Annotated in this window: 15 protein-coding genes; 13 read left to right on the top strand and 2 right to left on the bottom strand. The window is 59.1% G+C overall.

The features are described 5' to 3' along the window. Window positions 1–20: 20 nt before the first annotated feature. Complete coding sequence (locus tag AB1S50_RS10750) at window positions 21–1,283, bottom strand: 6-phosphofructokinase (RefSeq protein WP_367150652.1); 1,263 nt, start codon at window positions 1,281–1,283, stop codon at window positions 21–23. A 155-nt stretch (window positions 1,284–1,438) separates the two neighbouring features. Between AB1S50_RS10750 and mpl the strand changes: the two genes are divergently transcribed. The 3 genes from mpl to AB1S50_RS10735 all read left to right on the top strand — a co-directional run bounded on the left by mpl (window position 1,439) and on the right by AB1S50_RS10735 (window position 6,316). Next, complete coding sequence (mpl, locus tag AB1S50_RS10745; RefSeq protein ID WP_367150651.1) at window positions 1,439–2,827, top strand: UDP-N-acetylmuramate:L-alanyl-gamma-D-glutamyl-meso-diaminopimelate ligase; 1,389 nt, start codon at window positions 1,439–1,441, stop codon at window positions 2,825–2,827. Window positions 2,828–2,863: 36 nt separating this feature from the next. Continuing rightward, on the top strand, window positions 2,864–3,499 hold the full coding sequence (locus AB1S50_RS10740) for a flavin prenyltransferase UbiX (protein ID WP_367150650.1): 636 nt from the start codon (window positions 2,864–2,866) through the stop codon (window positions 3,497–3,499). 240 nt (window positions 3,500–3,739) lie between these two features. Further along, window positions 3,740–6,316 carry an efflux RND transporter permease subunit gene (locus AB1S50_RS10735; protein ID WP_367150649.1) on the top strand — a complete coding sequence of 859 codons (2,577 nt, stop codon included), beginning with the start codon at window positions 3,740–3,742 and terminating at the stop codon, window positions 6,314–6,316. Between the two features lie 398 nt (window positions 6,317–6,714). On the opposite strand, the gene AB1S50_RS10730 is transcribed toward AB1S50_RS10735, so the two are convergent. After that, complete coding sequence (locus AB1S50_RS10730) at window positions 6,715–7,089, bottom strand: hypothetical protein (protein ID WP_367150648.1); 375 nt, start codon at window positions 7,087–7,089, stop codon at window positions 6,715–6,717. Between the two features lie 859 nt (window positions 7,090–7,948). Between AB1S50_RS10730 and AB1S50_RS10725 the strand changes: the two genes are divergently transcribed. The 10 genes from AB1S50_RS10725 (at window position 7,949) to AB1S50_RS10680 (ending at window position 18,103) form a co-directional block, all read left to right on the top strand. Then, window positions 7,949–8,524 carry an LON peptidase substrate-binding domain-containing protein gene (locus AB1S50_RS10725; protein ID WP_367150647.1) on the top strand — a complete coding sequence of 192 codons (576 nt, stop codon included), beginning with the start codon at window positions 7,949–7,951 and terminating at the stop codon, window positions 8,522–8,524. A 289-nt stretch (window positions 8,525–8,813) separates the two neighbouring features. After that, the gene (locus AB1S50_RS10720; protein WP_367150646.1) at window positions 8,814–10,091 is read left to right on the top strand and encodes a glutamate-5-semialdehyde dehydrogenase; all 1,278 of its coding nucleotides are present in this window, start codon (window positions 8,814–8,816) and stop codon (window positions 10,089–10,091) included. Then, window positions 10,072–10,749 (top strand): nicotinate-nucleotide adenylyltransferase, encoded by a 678-nt coding sequence (nadD, locus tag AB1S50_RS10715; RefSeq protein ID WP_367150645.1) that lies wholly within the window; start codon window positions 10,072–10,074, stop codon window positions 10,747–10,749. The genes AB1S50_RS10720 and nadD overlap by 20 nt, the downstream gene beginning before the upstream one ends. A 15-nt stretch (window positions 10,750–10,764) precedes the next feature. Next, a complete protein-coding gene (rsfS, locus tag AB1S50_RS10710; RefSeq protein ID WP_367150644.1) occupies window positions 10,765–11,103 on the top strand; it encodes a ribosome silencing factor in 339 nt (112 codons plus the stop codon). Between the two features lie 22 nt (window positions 11,104–11,125). Continuing rightward, window positions 11,126–11,602, top strand: a complete 477-nt coding sequence (gene rlmH, locus AB1S50_RS10705; protein WP_367150643.1) for a 23S rRNA (pseudouridine(1915)-N(3))-methyltransferase RlmH — start codon at window positions 11,126–11,128, stop codon at window positions 11,600–11,602. Window positions 11,603–11,783: 181 nt separating this feature from the next. Next, a complete protein-coding gene (gene mrdA / locus AB1S50_RS10700; RefSeq protein ID WP_367150641.1) occupies window positions 11,784–13,676 on the top strand; it encodes a penicillin-binding protein 2 in 1,893 nt (630 codons plus the stop codon). Beyond that, entirely contained in the window at window positions 13,669–14,814 is a 1,146-nt protein-coding gene (gene rodA, locus AB1S50_RS10695) for a rod shape-determining protein RodA (protein WP_367150640.1), read from the top strand. The genes mrdA and rodA overlap by 8 nt, the downstream gene beginning before the upstream one ends. 62 nt (window positions 14,815–14,876) lie before the next feature. Beyond that, window positions 14,877–15,866 carry a lytic murein transglycosylase B gene (gene mltB / locus AB1S50_RS10690; RefSeq protein ID WP_367150639.1) on the top strand — a complete coding sequence of 330 codons (990 nt, stop codon included), beginning with the start codon at window positions 14,877–14,879 and terminating at the stop codon, window positions 15,864–15,866. Window positions 15,867–15,993: 127 nt separating this feature from the next. Then, on the top strand, window positions 15,994–16,857 hold the full coding sequence (locus tag AB1S50_RS10685; protein WP_367150638.1) for a septal ring lytic transglycosylase RlpA family protein: 864 nt from the start codon (window positions 15,994–15,996) through the stop codon (window positions 16,855–16,857). Window positions 16,858–16,951: 94 nt separating this feature from the next. Continuing rightward, complete coding sequence (locus AB1S50_RS10680) at window positions 16,952–18,103, top strand: D-alanyl-D-alanine carboxypeptidase family protein (protein WP_367150637.1); 1,152 nt, start codon at window positions 16,952–16,954, stop codon at window positions 18,101–18,103. Window positions 18,104–18,242 lie beyond the last annotated feature (139 nt).

Here is an 18,242-nt window from a genome sequence, read left to right as displayed (position 1 = left end):
TCAACAGGCACTAGGCTGGGTCAGGCCTGGAAGTCCTCCGCCAGTTTCTTCTCCGCCAGCACTTTTTTGAGGCGCGCATACTGGGGCACCCCGTTCTTGTAAGGGGGATAGTCCTCGCCCTGGATCAGCGGCAACAGGTAGTCGCGACCGGCCTGGGTGATGCCGAAACCGTCGGCGCGGATGAACTCCTCCGGCACCGTCTGTTCCACATTGGCCACCTGGGACAGGGGCGCCTCGCCGATGGACCAGCTGTAGTCGGGGCCGCTACCGCGCACTATGGTGGGCATGACGGCATTTTTGCCGGCCAGTGCCATTTCCACTGCGGCGCGGCCGACCGCGTAGGCCTGGGCCACATCGGTTGCCGAGGCGATGTGGCGGGCGGCGCGCTGCAGATAGTCCGCGAGCGCCCAGTGATATTTGAGGCCCAGTTCGTTCTTGATCAAGGCGGCCAGGGTGGGCGCCACGCCCCCCAACTGCTTGTGGCCGAAGGCGTCGACACTGCCGGCATCGGCGAGGAAACTGCCGTCGGCGTAGCGGGTACCTTCCGAGGCGACGATCACACAGTAGCCCTGTTGTTCCACGGTATCCCGCACCTTGGCCAGGAATTTTTCGCGGTCAAAAGCGACTTCCGGAAACAGGATGATATGGGGCGGGTCGCCGTCCTGCTCCTGGGCCAGTGCCCCGGCGGCAGCGATCCAGCCCGCGTGGCGGCCCATCACCTCCAGGATAAAGACCCGGGTGGAAGTGGCGCACATGGAGGCCACATCCAGTGCAGCCTCTTTGGTGGACACCGCCACATACTTTGCCACCGAGCCAAAGCCCGGGCAGTTGTCGGTTTGCGGCAGGTCGTTGTCGACAGTTTTGGGGATGTGAATAGCCTGGATCGGATACCCCATTCTTTCCGACAGTTGCGAAACTTTCAGGCAGGTGTCGGCGGAGTCGCCGCCGCCGTTGTAAAAGAAGTAACCGATGTTGTGGGCCTTGAACACCTGGATCAGGCGCTCGTACTCCGCGCGGTTCTGTTCCAGGCTCTGCAGCTTGTAGCGACAGGAGCCGAAGGCGCCGGAGGGCGTGTGGCGCAGGGCGGCGATGGTCGCGTCGCTCTCACAGTCGACGTCGATCAGCTCTTCGCGCAGGGCGCCCAGGATGCCGTTCAGGCCCGCGTACACTTTGCCGATCTGGTCCCGGTGTTCGCGTGCGGTTTCTATTACCCCGCAGGCGGAGGCATTGATCACGGCGGTGACGCCGCCGGACTGGGCATAAAACGCATTCTTTTTGGACATGGTCATCCTACAGAGGGACTGAGATGGGCAATTTCGGGGGCGGAGTCTAAAGGAATCGAAGAGTAATTGCACAGAATAAGGGCGGATCGGCAATTATTCCGCACTGGCGCCGTGATAAGCTTTCCCCCCACCGAGCAGGAGTAGCCGAAATCGCTATGCATATTCACATTTTAGGTATTTGCGGCACCTTTATGGGTGGCCTGGCCCAGCTGGCTGTGGCGGAGGGGCACAGGGTCACCGGCAGCGACGCCAATATCTATCCGCCGATGAGCACCCAATTGGAACAGGCGGGAATCCGGCTGACCGAGGGTTATGATCCGGCACAGCTGGAGCCAAAGCCGGATCTGGTGATCATCGGCAATGCCTTGTCCCGGGGCAACGCCGCGGTGGAGGCGGTACTGGAGAGAGGCCTGCCCTATGTTTCCGGGCCCCAGTGGCTGTGTGACCACTTCCTCACTGAGCGCTGGGTGCTGGCTGTGGCCGGCACCCACGGCAAAACCACCGCCTCCAGTATGCTGGCCTGGACCCTCGACTACGCGGGTATGCAGCCGGGTTTCCTGATCGGCGGCGTACCCCAGGATTTTGGTGTGTCGGCGCGCCTGGGGGAGACGCCCTTCTTCGTGGTGGAGGCGGACGAATATGACACTGCCTTTTTCGACAAGCGTTCCAAGTTCGTGCACTACCGCCCGCGGACCCTGGTGATCAACAATATCGAGTTTGACCATGCGGATATATTTCCCGATCTGGCGGCAATTCAGCGACAGTTTCACCACCTGGTGCGCACTGTGCCGCCGGGGGGACTGATTGTTGCGGCGGCCGAGGAGGCGGTGGAAGAGGTGCTGGACCAGGGTTGCTGGAGCCAGGTGCAGAGGTTCTCCACGGAGAAAGAAGAGGATGTGCGGCTCGGGGACTGGCGCGCGGTGGACATAGCGGCGGACGGCTCCAGCTTCGCGGTATCATTCCGCGGCGCCGAAGTGGCTCGGGTGAGTTGGGCGCACACGGGGCTGCACAATGTGCGCAACGCCCTGGCGGTGATTGCCGCGGCCCGCCACGTGGGAGTGGAACCGCAGGTGGCGGTAGAGGCGCTGGCGTGTTTCCAGGGTGTGAAACGCCGTATGGAATTTCTGGGTGAGGTGGGAGGTGTGCGTGTGTATGACGATTTTGCCCACCATCCCACAGCGATTGAACACACCCTCAGCGGCCTGCGCGCCAAGGTGGGGAGCGGCAAGATCATCGCCCTGATCGAGCCGCGCTCCAACAGTATGCGTATGGGGGTGCACCGGGAACGCTTGTCCCGCGCCTGCACTGGCGCCGATCTGGTACTTTGGTATCAGCCGGACGAAATGGACTGGTCGTTGCAGGACGTGGTTCACCATTCCACGGTGCCCGCCAAGATTTTCGACAATATCGAGGTTGGGGTAGAATCCGCGGTCAACCTGGCGCCGCCGGGCAGTCACATTGTAGTGATGAGCAACGGCGCTTTTGGCGGCATTCAGCAGCGGTTGCTGCAGGTGCTGGCGAACAAGCGCGACAACGCCTGTTAATTTACCCGGCAAAGTACCCTTTACACGGAATTGATTTTGGCTCAATCAGCTTTTCGCAAGACGGTCACCCTGGCTATTACCGGCGCCTCCGGGGCCCAGTATGGCCTGCGCCTGCTGCAGTGCCTGCTGTTGGCGGACTGCCGTGTATGGCTGCTGCTGTCCGACGCCGCCCGGGAGGTGATCAATACGGAGACGGATTACCAGCTGCCGCCCGGAAATGAGGTTTTGCTGGAGGCTTTTTTCAGCGGCCGGTTTGATGCAAAGGCGGGGCAGCTGCAGCTGTTCGGCAGCAGGGACTGGTTTTCCCCGGTTGCCTCCGGTACCGGCTGCCCCGCCAGTATGGTGATCTGCCCGGCCAGTGGCGGAACCCTGTCGGCCATCGCCTGCGGCGCCTCCAACAATTTGATCGAGCGCGCCGCCGATGTGGCCCTGAAAGAGCGCCGCCAGCTGATACTGGTGCCGCGCGAAGCGCCCTACTCAGAGATTCACCTGGAGAACATGCTCAAGCTGACCCGCATGGGGGCTGTGGTGATGCCGGCCAGTCCCGGGTTTTACCAGCGCCCGCAGACAGTGGAGCAAATGGTGGATTTCATCGTGGCCCGGCTGCTGGACCAGTTGGGCCTGGATCAGGCGCTGCTGCCTCGCTGGGGGGAGAAGCGGGCCAAGGTGTAGAGGTTTCCACAGTATTCAGAGATGCCTTTACCATTGCGCGGTGCTTATGGTGCCGCCGCCGGCTTTGTTCTGCCGGCAAAAACCACCGACAGGCTTACGGTGGAGGGAGTCTAAAGCGCGAAATGAATTGCTATCCACGGTCTGCTGCGTAATGCGCGGAACAGGTTTCCGCAGCGGCAACTCGCCCCTGCTGAGCACTGGCGGACAGTCGTTACTAGAGAAATTTCACAAGTAGATTTTATGTTGTCAGCTTTCAAGACCTTTTACGAAATCCTGGTTACCCGGCGCCCCAAACTGGTGCTGTCGCTGGTGGCGCTGGTGGTAGTGGCGGCGGCCCTCGGCTTGCCCCGCTTCAAGCTGGACGCGTCCGCCGATTCCCTGACGCTGGAAGCGGACAAGTCGCTGGATTATTTCCGCGAGATTTCCGCGCGCTACGCCAGTGGTGATTTTCTGGTGGTGACCTATCGCTGGCGGGACGGGGACCTCTTCAGTGACGCCTCACTGGACGCTTTGCGCAGTCTGCGCGACCGGCTGGCGCAGGTGGACGGGGTCGAAAGTGTACAGTCGATACTGGATGTGCCACTGCTCTACAGCCCCAAGCCAACCATCGCGGAAATTGCCGAAGGTCTCCGCACCCTGTCCACGCCGGGTACCGATCGGGATATGGCACGGCGGGAATTTCTCTCCAGTCCCATCTATCGCGAACTGATCCTGAGCCCGGATGCCTCCACCACCGCGCTGCTGGTCAACCTGAAGCTGGACCGGCAGGGGCTGGCGCTGGTGCGGGAACGCGATGCCCTGCGCGGCAAGCGCAACAGCGAAGGGCTGAGTTCAGCGGAGGCGGTGCGCCTGGAGCAGGTATCCAAGGTCTATCTGCAACACCGCACCCAGGCGGAACTGGACTCCCGCGCCAGGGTGAAGGAGGTACGCGGTATCCTCGACAGCTACCGGGGTCAGGCGGAACTGTTCCTGGGCGGTGTGTCCATGATCACCGCCGATATGATCGCGTTTATCCAGAGCGACCTGGTGGTATTTGGAACGGGCATCCTGCTGTTTATCATCGCCACATTGCTGATTATCTTCCGCCAGGTGCGCTGGGTGCTGTTGCCCCTGACAACCTGTGTGGTCACTGCGGTGGTTATGCTGGGACTGCTGAGCTGGCTCGACTGGCGCCTGACGGTGATTTCTGCCAATTTCGTCGCGCTGCTGCTGATTATCACCCTGGCAATCACCATCCACCTGTCGGTGCGCTACCGTGAATTCGCAGCGCAGAATCCCGACTGGGACCGCCGCCGCCTGGCACTGGAGGCAGTGCGTTTTATGGCCAAGCCCTGCCTGTACACCACACTGACCACCATTGTGGCTTTCGCGTCGCTGGTGGTCAGCGGTATCCGCCCGGTGATCGACTTTGGCTGGATGATGACCATCGGGGTTTCTCTGGCGCTGGTGCTGTCTTTTCTGATTATTCCCGCCGCGTTGATGTTGCTGCCCAGGCGCAGCGACGGTATCAGTCGGGACAATTCACGCGCTTTTACACTGATGTTTTCCCGCTTCGCCGAGCGGCACCGCGCGCTGGTGCTGGGTATCGCCGCCGCTGCCGCCATAGTGAGCGGTGTGGGCGCCACACAACTGCGGGTGGAAAACCGCTTTATCGACTATTTCGACAGCTCTACCGAAATCTACCAGGGCATGCTGGCCATCGATCAGCGCCTGGGTGGGACCGTCACGCTGGACATCATTCTCGACCAGCCAGAGGTGGAAGAGCCGCTCTTCGAGGGGGAAGAGGATCCGTTTGCAGCGGATATGGGCGACGGCGAACTGGCGGGCGAGGACCCCTTTGCGGACGATGACGCCTCCGCGGGCGGGGAGGCGGCAGTGGCGCCCAGCTACTGGTTCACCGTAGCGGGGCTGGCCGAGATAGAGCAGTTGCACGACTATCTGGAGCGGCAGCCGGAAATCGGCAAGGTACAGTCACTGGCGACTCTCTATAAGGTGGCGCGGGACCTCAACGGCGGACCGCTCAATGATTTCGAATTGGCGGTGGCGCGCAACAGTCTGCCGTCGGAGATCAACCAAGTGCTGGTGGACCCCTACCTGTCAGTGGAGCACGGCCAGACCAGAATCGCTTTGCGGGTGAAGGAGACGGACCCCAACCTGCGGCGGGACGAATTGATCCAGCGGATCTACGATTATGTCCACGACGACATGGGCGTGGCGCCGGGGAGGGTGCACCTTACCGGGCTGCTGGTGCTTTACAACAATATGTTGCAGAGCCTGTTCAAGTCGCAGATTCTGACCCTGGGCGCAGTATTTCTGGGCATACTCTTGATGTTCCTTGCACTGTTCCGTTCGCTGCCACTGGCGCTGATCGCGCTGACGCCCAATATCCTGGCGGCCTCTGTGGTGCTGGGAGGCATGGGCCTGGCCGGTGTTCCCCTGGATATGATGACGATTACCATTGCTGCCATCACCGTGGGTATTGGTGTGGATCACGCTATTCACTACCTGTACCGGTTCCGCAGCGAATTTGCCAAAGACGGCGACTATGTTGCCACCATGCACCGCAGTCACGCCACTATTGGCCGGGCCATGTTTTACACCGCGATCACCATCATTGCCGGCTTCTCGATTCTGGCGCTGTCCAAGTTTGTGCCGTCCATCTACTTTGGTCTGCTGACCGCGCTGGCCATGTCTGCGGCGCTGCTGGGTTCGCTAACGCTGCTGCCGCTGTTGCTGCTGATCTTCAAACCACTGAAGGCGCCGGAGAACTCGCCGGAAGTGACAGAAGAGGAAACATCCCGCTATCTAAATTCTTAAATACCCTGGACAGCTGAAAAGCCGGGCAAAATATCCGGCTTTTTGTTCATTTGAAGAGGCTGGCCTTTGATTCAGGGTGGGTGTAAAAGCGAAGGTGCTTATCGAAGTATATTCTCAAACCCCTTGTTTGAAACTTTCCATAGTTTAGCTTTCGGGTTGAGGTATTATTAGTGCAGCTCTCTTCGGCAAGAGTAGACAATTCTAACTTGGTTTATCTCGTTGAAGTGGATTACTGCATAGAATATGGTTTTGTGGCCTGAAAAGGTTCTAGTGATGGTGTTCTAAACAGGAATACCGCCAGAATGGACGACCATCATCCCATCTTTTGTTTGAGATAGTTACACTTGGCCAGTCCGACGTTCAAAAAGTGTTTTTGCTTGCACGCGGTATTATCGATTTTAAGTCAAAGTGGCAGGCATTCTTGCCTGCTTTTGCGAAAGTAAAATAACGGCAATAACCCCCATGCCCATAGTCAAGCAGTAAACCTTGCTGGCCAGAGTTCCTTCATGCAGAACGGCAACCAATAGAAAGGCCACACTTGCTAGCCCATCCAGCAATAAGTGAAATTTATATGGTAGTAGTTTTAGTATTGAAAGTTGATAATCTGTCAGTAAGCTATAGAGCGCCAGTCCTACGCCTGTACCAATAGAAAACCAAGCTACAAAAATCGAATGTTCTTTCAAGCTTAATAAGAAAGGCATGACAATCAATGCGATAGCTGCAGTGTAATCCAGGAATCCATGTAGTTTCGGTGTGATAAACTTTAGGTTCACTCAACTCTCCATTCAATACTTATGCTTGTTAATATAGATGCTAATTTTCCATAGTGGGTACGATAAATAAATATTGAAGCTTATAGCATAACTTCTGAATCGTATTTTTTATCGCTAGGAATTTTTATGATGCCACCGTAAGTAATTTTTACTGCTTAGTTGGAGTTGGAGTTGGAGTTGGAGTTGGAGTTGGAGTTGGAGGCCGCTTCTGTGCGCAGTAAAACGCAAAAAATAATACATATGAAAGCGGGGTTGTGGTTAAAAAGTGATCGGCGATGTAAAGCTTTTATTTGTTCTATTCTTATTTATGTGAAATTCAATTTGTATTCCTGGGCTCTAGTTCGCTAACGCTTGCCTGGATTTAGTTTGGCTCACGCCCTGACACTTTATTTTAAGTTGCTCATACTTTCAATTTATCGGTTAATAAGGGAGCTTCTGATTAAGTTGGTACAACCTCAGGCTTTGTGTCGGGTTTCACAGTAAGGCGCAGCCGCACAAAAATGCTGGTTGCCTTACTTTTCCACTGACGATTGCGATGGCAGGCCATCCAAGATTGATATTGCTATATCTACAGAGGTAGCGGTTTTTTTGTTTTTTTGATAGTCCATTTCGATACCGGAATAGAATGTGCGTCGAGGGCCCCCGCCAGCTGTATCTCTACCACTGCGAAAATTGGATGGGCTGATGTATCCACTTTGTGCGGGGCTCGTAGCGACTGGGTTAAAGGCGCCGGTAGGGCAGGAAGGCTGGGACGTCGCAATTTTGGCTTGTCTGTATAGTGGCGCAAAACTCTCTCTTTTGCTGGGTGTCGACGGTACAGGTGTTATCTTTGTAGTTGCACAAAGAAGGAGAGACCGCTTTGCGCCAGATTCCCCTGTTTCCACTCCGAGTGGCGCTGTTTCCCGGCGTGACGCTGCCGCTGCGTATCTTCGAGCAGCGCTACCTGCGCCTGGTGAGTGAGTCGCTGCGCAGTGAGGAGGGTTTTGGCGTAGTGCTGATTCGCGACGGCAGCGAAGTGGGGCGTGCCTCTGTGTGGCCGGTGGGGCTCCAGGTTCATATCGTCGACTGGAGCCAGGGGGCGGAGGGATTGCTGCATGTGGATGTGGCCGGTGGACGTCGCTTCCGTATCGTCTCCACCACACTTGCCGATGACGACCTTCTGATGGCGGAGGTGGAGTGGCTGCCGGATACGGGGGTCAAGCCGGTGCCAGCAGAGTGCGATGGGCTGCTGGCGGTACTGAAGGAACTCAAATCCCACGCTTCCATGATGTCGCTGCATTTTGCCCCGGTGGATAGCGCCGACGCGCTCTCCTGGCAGTTGGCGCAGCTGCTGCCATTGGACGACGCTGTGCGGGTGGAGCTGTTGGCGACGCAGGACCCGCTGGTAAGACTGGCCCATATCGCCGACAACCTGGATCGCTGGGCCAGCCAGTGACATTCCCGATGTCAGCCCATTCAGGGCTCTAGCAGGTTGTTGAAAAAGCCCTCCCTGGCTTTCCTCAACCCGGGTTTGCGGCGCATGTCCGCAAACCCTCCACGACAAATCAAGCAGTTACACGCTTGATTTGCGGCCCGAACATCCCTGTTCGGGACAGCAGGCTGCTGAAAAACACTTTTTCAACAGCCTGCTAGTGTGAACAGGCCCTAAGCTGTCCGCAAAACTCAGTGGCGCTGGGGTATACTGCGCGGCCGATCATCCGGCACCGAGGACTAAAGTGAACATCATGGGCGTTACCCCACAGGAGAGTGCCACCCGGACCCGGATTCAGTCCATGGGCCAGGCCGCGCGGAAGGCAGCGCGCTCCATGGCGCGCGCGGACACTGCGGCGAAAAACCGCGCCCTGCGCGCCATTGCTACGCAATTGGACCGGCAGCGGGCCGAGGTGATGGCGGCCAACCGGCGGGATATGGAAGCCGGTCGCGAGCAGGGCCTGGATGCGGCACTGCTGGACCGACTGGAACTGAATGACGCGCGTATCGATGCGATGATCGACGGCCTGCACCAGGTGGCTGAATTGACGGATCCGGTGGGCGAGATCAGCGATCTCAGTTACCGCCCCAGCGGCATCCAGGTGGGTAGAATGCGTGTGCCCCTGGGAGTGGTGGGCATTATTTACGAGTCGCGCCCCAATGTGACTGTCGACGCCGCCAGTCTGTGCCTGAAATCCGGCAATGCGGCCATTTTGCGTGGCGGCAGCGAGGCCCTGCATTCCAACGGCGCCATCGCCGCCTGCATCGCTGCGGGCCTGCAACAGGCGGGGCTGCCAGAGACGGCGGTGCAGGTGGTGGATACCACCGACCGCGAGGCGGTGGGTGCCTTGATCAGCATGCCGGAGTGTGTGGATGTGGTGGTGCCGCGGGGTGGTACCGGCCTGATCGAGCGGGTCAGCCGCGATGCCCGGGTACCGGTAATCAAACATCTGCACGGGGTTTGCCATGTTTACCTGGATGACAAGGCGGATCCGGACAAGGCGTTCAATATCGCCCTGAACGCCAAAACGCACAGGTACGGCGTGTGCAATGCCATGGAGACATTGCTGGTGGCGGAGGGGCTCGCAGAAGAGATATTGCCGCGACTGGCTGCGGCCTATGGCGACAGTGGTGTGGAGTTGCGCGGCTGCACGGCAACCCGGCGAATTCTCCCGGCCTGTTTGCCGGCGGCGGAGTCGGACTGGCGGGAGGAATATCTGGCTCCCATTCTGGCGATCCGGGTGGTGGCGGATTTGGATACAGCGATGGAGCATATCGCCCGCTACGGCTCTGGCCATACCGAGGCGATAGTGAGTGAGGATTACAGCCGCGCGCGCCGCTTCCTGGCCGAGGTGGACTCCAGCTCGGTGCTGGTAAACGCCTCCACGCGTTTCGCGGACGGCTTTGAGTATGGCCTGGGGGCGGAAATCGGTATCAGTACCGATAAAATTCACGCCAGGGGTCCGGTGGGTCTGGAGGGGCTGACGTCGCAGAAGTGGATAGTGCTGGGCGATGGACACATCCGCCAGTAACCGCCGTCGCAGTATCGCGCTGTTCGGCGGTACCTTCGACCCGGTGCATTTCGGTCATCTGCGCATGGCGCTGGAATTGCGCCAGGCCCTGGGATTTGACCAAATGCGCCTGCTGCCCTGCCGTCAACCCCACCACCGCCAGAGCCCGCGGGCATCTGTACAGCAGCGGCGGGACATGCTGACGCTGGCGCTTGAGAAGGGTGGTGAACTGCAACTGGACGAGCGCGAGTTACACCGTGCCGGACCCACTTTCACGGTGGATACACTGGAGGACCTGCGCGCCGAGCTGGGCACAGAGGTTTCGATCAGTTTCTGCATGGGGCTGGATTCCCTGCTGACGCTGCCCTCCTGGCACCGCCGGGAGCGGCTGCTGCAGTTGGCCCACCTGGTGGTGGTGGCCCGGCCGGGGTGGCGGTTGCCTGAAGATGGTGAGGTGGCCCGGTTGCTGCGGGAACACGCGGGTACCCGTGCGCAGATCCGCGGGGAGGCCCAGGGTCGACTGCTGGTGTGCGAGCAGACACCGCTGCCTATTTCCGCCAGCCAAATCCGCCGGCTGCTGGCGCAGCGCCAGTCTCCGCGCTTCCTGCTGCCGGCGGCGGTGCTGCAATACATTGAAGACAATCAACTCTATGGAATAACCGCCAGTGGCGGCAGCTAATGTAAAAAAGGTGTTATGACGAATATCACAGAGATCGCCGTTGAGGCGCTGAAGGACCTCAAGGGCAAGGAGATAGTGACTCTCGACGTATCGGAATTGAGTGATGTGATGGATACTCTGGTGATCTGCACCGGCACTTCAAACCGCCAGGTGAAGTCCCTTGCCAACAATGTGGTGGACGAGGGCAAAAAGGCCGGCGTTCGCCCTATGGGCATAGAGGGTATGGAACACGGGGATTGGGTGCTGGTTGACTATGGTGACCTGATCGTTCACGTCATGTTGGCGGATGTGCGCAGCTTCTACGACCTGGAGAAGTTGTGGTCCATGACGCCGGCGACCCGCCACGAGCCATAGTGTCAACAGGCCCTAGGACAGAGTGAAGATTCGTATTCTGGCCGCGGGCGGCAAAATGCCTCAATGGGTCCAGGAGGGCTACGGCGACTACGTCAAGCGCCTGCCGCGGGAGATGACACCGGAACTGGTGGATATTCCGCTCGGGCAGCGCGGTCAGAAAAACTCCCCCGCACAGATAGACAAGGCGCGCCAGAAAGAGGGCAGGTCCATGCTGGCGGCCCTGTCTGCGCGGGAACATGTAGTGGCTCTGGAAGTACGCGGTAAACCCTGGAGCACCGAGCAGCTGGCGCAACAGCTGCGCGATTGGCAGATGCTGGGGGAGAATGTCAGTCTGCTGGTTGGGGGCCCCGACGGGTTGGCGCTGGACTGTGTGGCACGGGCGCAGCAGAGCTGGTCCCTGTCGCCCTTGACACTGCCCCACCCGCTGGTGCGGGTGCTGCTGGCGGAACAGCTGTACCGGGCCTGGACTCTGCTGGCCGGCCACCCCTATCACAAGTGACCGGGCCATATAGGGCTGTGGCATGAGCGGGGTCCGCCGGGTGCAACTTAATCCGCGCTAGTGGGTCCTACCCGCATGGCAGAGAAGTCGACTGAAGTTGTGAGAGTTTTGCCGCGCCAAGAGGCAAATTTGTGTACACTTTGTAACCGTTTTTTGCGCCAAGAGTACACCACCCAAGTCAATGCACCAGAAACTGCACCTCAAAGACCATCTCAACGAGCAGCGGCTGTTTCGCAATCGCATGCTGGCGGCGCTCGCCGGGGCGATGGTATTGCTCGGGGTGCTGGTGGTCCGCTTTTACAACCTGCAGGTCACCCACTACGACGACTATCGCACCCAGTCCGATGACAACCGCATTCAGGTACGGCCGGTAGCGCCCACCCGCGGGCTCATCTACGATCGCAACGGTGCTTTGCTGGCGGACAACCGCCCCAGTTACAACCTCTCTATAGTGCGTGAACGGGTGCGGGACCTGGACGCCACGCTGGAGCTGTTGGGGCAACTCATCCGTCTGGATGACGTCGATGTGGCCAAGTTCCGCAAGCGTATGCAACGCCGGCGCCCCTTTGAACCGGTGCCGTTGCGCTTTCGCCTCAGTGAAGAGGAGATAGCGCGGGTGGCGGTCAATGAATTCCGCCTGCCGGGTGTATCGGTGGAGGCTGAGCTGGTGCGCTACTACCCCGATGCGGATCTGTTCGCCCACAGTGTCGGCTATGTGGGCCGTATCAGCGAGCGCGAACTGGCGGGTTTCACCCAGGACGACGTGCGCCGTTACCGCGGCGTGCGAAGTATCGGCAAGGTGGGGCTGGAGCGCTCCTACGAAAAGCTCCTGTTGGGCCAGGTGGGCTATGAAAATGTCGAAACCAATGCCCGTGGCCGGGTGCTGAGGGTGCTGGAGCGAAGGGACCCCAGGCCGGGTTCCGAGTTGACCCTGTACCTGGATGAGCGATTGCAGCAGGTGGCCTCCGATGCCCTCGGGGACAATCGCGGCGCCGTAGTGGCGATCGACGTCAAGACCGGGGGCGTGCTGGCCTTTGTCAGCAAGCCGTCTTACGACCCGAACCTGTTTGTGACCGGTATCAGTTTCAAAGATTACCGGGCGCTCAGCGATTCTCTGGATGTCCCCCTGTTCAACCGCGCCCTGCAGGGACAGTACCCGCCGGGGTCCACTATCAAACCTTTGATGGGGTTGGGTGGGCTGGCCGCCGGGGTGATTGACGGGAACACCAAGATCGACGACCCCGGCTACTACAAACTGCCCAATGACACGCGGCTCTACCGGGACTGGAAGCGTTGGGGTCACGGCCACGAGGTGGACCTGATCCAGGCGCTGGAACAGAGTTGCGATGTCTACTTTTGGGATATGGCGCACCGCTGGGATATCGATGATATGCACAGGATCGCCACCAGTTTTGGCCTGGGCGCCAAGACCGGTATCGACCTGCCGGTTGAGCGCCCCGGGCTCTTTCCCTCGCGGGCGTGGAAACGCGGCGCCCGGGGTATGCCCTGGTTTCCCGGCGATGCCCTCAATGCGGTGCTGGGACAGGGTTTCGTGCTGGCGACACCGCTGCAGCTGGCGGTGATGACCGCGACCATTGCCAACCGCGGCACCCACTTCAAGCCCCAGGTGGTGATGGCGATCGACGGCGTCGAGCAGCCCTCAGAGGTATTGGATAACGTGGAGGCCAAAGAGGAATACTGGGACCTGATTTTCGCGGGCATGGAAGCTGTGGTGAGCAAGGGCACTGGCAAAAAGGCTGGCGCTGGCTTGGATTTTCGCGTCGCCGGCAAGTCCGGCACCGCGCAGATAGTGGGTATCGCTCAGGGTGAGCGCTACGATTCCGAGAGTCTGCAGGAGCGACACCGGGATCACGCCCTGTTCGTCGCCTTTGCCCCCGTGGACGACCCGCAAATAGCGGTGTCTGTATTGGTGGAAAATGGCGAAGGCGGAGGTGCGGTCGCGGCACCGGTAGCCCGGCAGCTGTTTTTTGAATGGCTGTCCCGCCCGTTGGAGCAGGTGGTGAAGCGCGCCGCCCCGGGAGTGACTGCCGCGGAGGAGCCCACTCATGGCTAGCCGCGACTATCTGCATCGACTGCCGGATTCCCCCATCAGCCTGCGATCTCCGGTCAGTGTTTCCCGCCGCTGGCATATCGATGTGCCGCTATTGGTGCTGCTGCTTACCTTGTGCGGTGTCGGTCTGACGGTGTTGTACAGCGCGGCAGGTGGCGAGTGGTATTACGTGCGCCGCCAGTCGATTTTTATGGGGTTGGCGTTTGTCGCCATGCTCGTTGCCGCCCAGGTACCTTTGGACATGTACCGCCGCTGGTCTCCCTGGCTGTACCTGCTGGGCTGCGCCCTGCTGGTGGCGGTGCTGTATTTTGGCGTCGGCGCCAAAGGGGCCCAGCGCTGGCTGGAGCTGGGCGGCTTTCGCTTTCAGCCCGCCGAAGTGATGAAGCTGGCGGTGCCCATGTGCGTCGCAGCTCTGCTGCATGGGCGCCATTTACCGCCCTCGCTGACTACGGTTGCCGGGGCGCTGGCCATAGCCCTGGTTCCCGCCGCACTGATAGTGCGGCAGCCGGACCTGGGAACCGCCATCCTGATTGCCGTTTCCGGGTTGTTCGCGCTCTACCTCTCGGGGCTCAGCTGGAAGCTGATCGGCGGCGCGCTAATGGCTGTGTCGCTGGCCGCCTGGCCCATCTGGCACTGGGGGCTGCACGACTACCAGCGCCAGAGGATTCTGACGCTGTTCAACCCTGATGCGGACCGGCTTGGTGCCGGATGGAACATATTTCAGTCCAAGGCGGCGATCGGCTCCGGGGGGCTGGTGGGCAAGGGATATATGCAGGGAACCCAGTCGCAACTGGACTTTTTACCCGAGAGCCATACGGATTTCATAATTGCGGTTTTGTCCGAGGAATGGGGTTTGCGCGGTGTTTCGCTGCTATTGCTGCTGTACGTATTGATAATCGCACGGGGCATCTATATTAGTTTTATGGCTCAGCACATGTTCGGACGGCTTTTGGCGGGGAGTATTACCCTCACTTTCTTTGTCTATGTATTTGTAAATATTGGCATGGTCAGCGGTCTGCTGCCGGTGGTGGGGGTGCCCCTGCCCCTGGTGAGCTACGGCGGCACCGCCTTGATCACCCTGATGGCGGGTTTTGGCATTTTGATGGCGATAGGTACGGAGCGGCGCCGGGTGACGCCCTGACGCAGTACCCGGCAGGTAAAACGAAGGTCTAGGGAAGCATGATGGGAACAGGAGCGACTGTCTTGAAGTGGGCCACAGGACTATTGGTGGGACTGGGGCTGGTTCTCTCCGCCTGGGCTAGGGAATCCGATCACGCCGAAAACCCGGATGCGCTTGCGTTTGTGGATTATATGGTCGCCACCCACGACTTCGACCGCGATCAGCTCATAATGCTGATGGGTGCGGCCAAGCGCAAAGACTCGATACTCAAGGCCATCCAGCGTCCGGCGGAGAAGGCCAAACCCTGGTACGAGTATCGCAAGCTTTTCCTGACACCGCGAAGTGTCAACGGCGGTGTGGAATTTTGGGACAAAAATGCCGGGGCCCTTGCCAGAGCAGAGGAAGAGTATGGTGTACCGGCAGAGATAATCGTCGCCATCATCGGTATCGAGACCCGCTATGGCGGCAATATGGGCAGGTACCGGGTATTGGACGCCCTGGCTACACTGGCTTTCAACTATCCGCGTCGCTCCGCTTTCTTTACCAAGGAGCTGGAAAACTATCTGCTACTCACCCGCGACCAGGGTATAGACCCCCTGGAGCTGAAAGGCTCCTATGCCGGCGCCATGGGCTTTGGGCAGTTTATACCCTCCAGTTACCGCACTTATGCGGTGGATTTCAGCAACGACGGCAAAGTGGATATCTGGAATGATACCACTGACGCCATTGGCAGCGTGGCCAATTACCTGGCCGAGAACGGCTGGAAGCCCTCAGAGCCGGTCACCGTTATGGCGAGTCCGCGCCCCAATGCCGATATGACCATCGTCAATGAGTCGCTGGAACCCAAATGGACTGTGGCCCAACTGGCGGAGAAGGGTTTTCCCACCACAGCGACGGTGGACCCTGAGCAGCCCGCGAACGTTTTCTCCCTGCAAACCGAAAGGGGCAAACAGTACTGGATAGGGTTGCAAAACCTCTATGTGATCACACGCTACAACCGCAGCCGGCTCTATGCCATGGCTGTTTACGACCTGGCCCAGGAGATTGTCAAGGCCCGCGGTGGCCGCTCCTAGCAACGGCACAGTGTCAATGGAATTTAGGGCCAGGGGCAACCCCCGGCCTCACTTCAACCACTAACAACGTCAACCGACAACAACGAAAACTGCAGCACACAGCGTTGCGGCACGATCGGGGGAATTCATGTTTCAAAGCAAAAAGTGGCTGTTGCCGATTCTGGCCGGCATGATATTGACCGCCTGTAGCGGACAACCCCGCAAGCCAGCGACACCTGCTGACGGAGTCAAGGACAGCGGTCCCCCGACACCCGTGGATATGCGATCCGTATCGGACCCGGTACCGGTTCGGGAGCCCATCGGCAAGGCCGGCAACAAGTCTCCCTATGTCGTCAACGGCGTGCGCTACAGGGTGCGAGGTGACGTCAAAGGCTACAGTGAGAAGGGGCAGGCATCCTGGTATGGCACCAAGTTTCACGGCCGGCGCACCGCCAACGGCGAGGTCTACAATATGTACGCCATGTCCGCCGCCCACAAGACTTTGCCTCTGCCCAGCTACGCTAGGGTGACCAACCTGGACAATGGACGCAGTGTGGTCGTCAGGGTCAATGACCGGGGCCCATTCGTGCCCGGGCGCATTATTGATTTGAGTTACACCGCCGCACAGAAGCTGGGGTATATAGACAAGGGTGTCGCCCGGGTAGAGGTGGTAGCTCTGGACCCCGAAACTCTACCGGTGGCAGCTGGGGCCCCGATCGTGGAAAATAACGTCGCTGCAGGTGACAAATTGGCTGAAGACGCCAGTTTCAAGCTGCCCGCCAACACCTTTCTACAGGTGGGTGCATACGGCAGCCCGGACAAGGCGGACAAAGTGCGCAGCCAGGTGTCAGCAGTGGTTGACTATCCTGTATCCATCAGTCGGGTTATTGTTGGCGGGAAAACGCTTTTTCGCGTTCGCATCGGCCCCATCGCTCAGCAACAGGTATTGGCTGCGGTGCGGGAGTCGGTACGACAGCACAGTCTCGGTCTGCCCCAGGTAGTCTACGACTGACAAATTTGGGTGCGGACCCCAGACCACAATGAGTGACATCCCGGGCGCTGCTCTGGGGAAATCTAACCAGCGAGGAATATAGAGGCACTTTCCAATGATCAAACGCTTAAGCGCATTTTTCTTTTTGTTGTTCAGTGTGAGCGGTATCGCCCAGGCTGAAAAACCACTGATCCCTGCGCCGCCAGAACTCGCTGCAACCGCCTACCTGCTGATCGACGCCCATACCGGGCAGGTACTGGTGGAACACGATGCTGACAAACCGATTTCACCTGCCAGTCTCACCAAGATGATGACCTCCTACATTGTCTCGGACGAAATAGAAAACGGCAGCATAAAGGAAGATGACCTGGTACCTATTTCGGAAAAGGCCTGGCGCAAGGGCGGCTCAAAAATGTTCGTCAAAGTGGGCGACAAGGTGCCGGTTATCGATCTGCTGCGCGGGGTAATTATCCAATCCGGCAACGATGCCAGCATCGCCCTGGCCGAGTTTGTATCCGGAAACGAGGAAGTATTTGCCCAGGTGATGAATCAGCAGGCCGAACGATTGGGTATGCACGACACCCATTTCGTCAACGCCACCGGCTGGCCAGCGGAGGGTCATTTGACCACAGTGCGCGATTTGGGCACTTTGGCCAGGGCGCTGATCAACGACCATCCCGATCACTACAAACTTTACTCTGAAAAATATTTTAGCTGGGCGGGCATCAATCAGCCCAATCGCAACCGCCTGCTGTGGCGGGATTCCTCGGTTGACGGCATTAAAACCGGACACACCGAAGAGGCCGGCTACTGCCTGGTCGCGTCGGCCCAGAAACGGGGAATGCGCCTGGTCTCCGTGCTGGTCGGTGCCACCAGCGACGAAAAGCGCGTTTCTGAAACCCAGGCGCTGCTGTCCTACGGCTTCCGTTACTATCAGACACACAAAGTCTACGGCCGCGACGATGTGTTGCAAAACGAACGCGTTTGGGGCGGTAAAGTGCCGCAGGTAGGCATAGTGCCCAGTGAGGACGTATACGTCACCATTCCCCGTGGCGGTGAGGACACCATTAAAGCCGACCTGATTATCGACGGAGAACTGGAAGCTCCCCTGAAGCGTGGCGACCCGGTTGGGAAAGTGGTAGTGACCCTGGATGGCAAGAAAGTGGCCGATGTCCAGGCGGTGGTTGCCGAGGACGTGGAGAGAGCCGGCTTCTTCAAGCGAATCTGGGATGCTTTCAAACGCTTCTTTATCGGCCTGTTCAGTTAGGGAACCTCTGAAAAACTGCTCCAGTCTGGCATAATTTACCCCATTTCCAACATACACAGATTCAATCATGAGCCAACTGACCTTCGCCGAAGCCGAATACACTATCAAGAAACGCAAAACACGGCGCGAACTGTTCCTC

The sequence above is a fragment of the Microbulbifer discodermiae genome (assembly GCF_040742695.1).
GTDB lineage: Bacteria > Pseudomonadota > Gammaproteobacteria > Pseudomonadales > Cellvibrionaceae > Microbulbifer.
Note: the sequence above shows the minus strand (reverse complement) of the source record. Positions and strands in the feature narration are given on the sequence as shown.

Coding starts and splice junctions, on each gene's coding strand:
- rsfS (WP_367150644.1), top strand. CDS start 10,765: ATGACGAATATCACAGAGATCGCCGTTGAGGCGCTGAAGGACCTCAAG.
- AB1S50_RS10750 (WP_367150652.1), bottom strand. CDS start 1,283: ATGTCCAAAAAGAATGCGTTTTATGCCCAGTCCGGCGGCGTCACCGCC.
- AB1S50_RS10720 (WP_367150646.1), top strand. CDS start 8,814: ATGGGCGTTACCCCACAGGAGAGTGCCACCCGGACCCGGATTCAGTCC.
- nadD (WP_367150645.1), top strand. CDS start 10,072: ATGGACACATCCGCCAGTAACCGCCGTCGCAGTATCGCGCTGTTCGGC.
- AB1S50_RS10680 (WP_367150637.1), top strand. CDS start 16,952: ATGATCAAACGCTTAAGCGCATTTTTCTTTTTGTTGTTCAGTGTGAGC.
- AB1S50_RS10735 (WP_367150649.1), top strand. CDS start 3,740: ATGTTGTCAGCTTTCAAGACCTTTTACGAAATCCTGGTTACCCGGCGC.
- mrdA (WP_367150641.1), top strand. CDS start 11,784: ATGCACCAGAAACTGCACCTCAAAGACCATCTCAACGAGCAGCGGCTG.
- rodA (WP_367150640.1), top strand. CDS start 13,669: ATGGCTAGCCGCGACTATCTGCATCGACTGCCGGATTCCCCCATCAGC.
- AB1S50_RS10685 (WP_367150638.1), top strand. CDS start 15,994: ATGTTTCAAAGCAAAAAGTGGCTGTTGCCGATTCTGGCCGGCATGATA.
- mpl (WP_367150651.1), top strand. CDS start 1,439: ATGCATATTCACATTTTAGGTATTTGCGGCACCTTTATGGGTGGCCTG.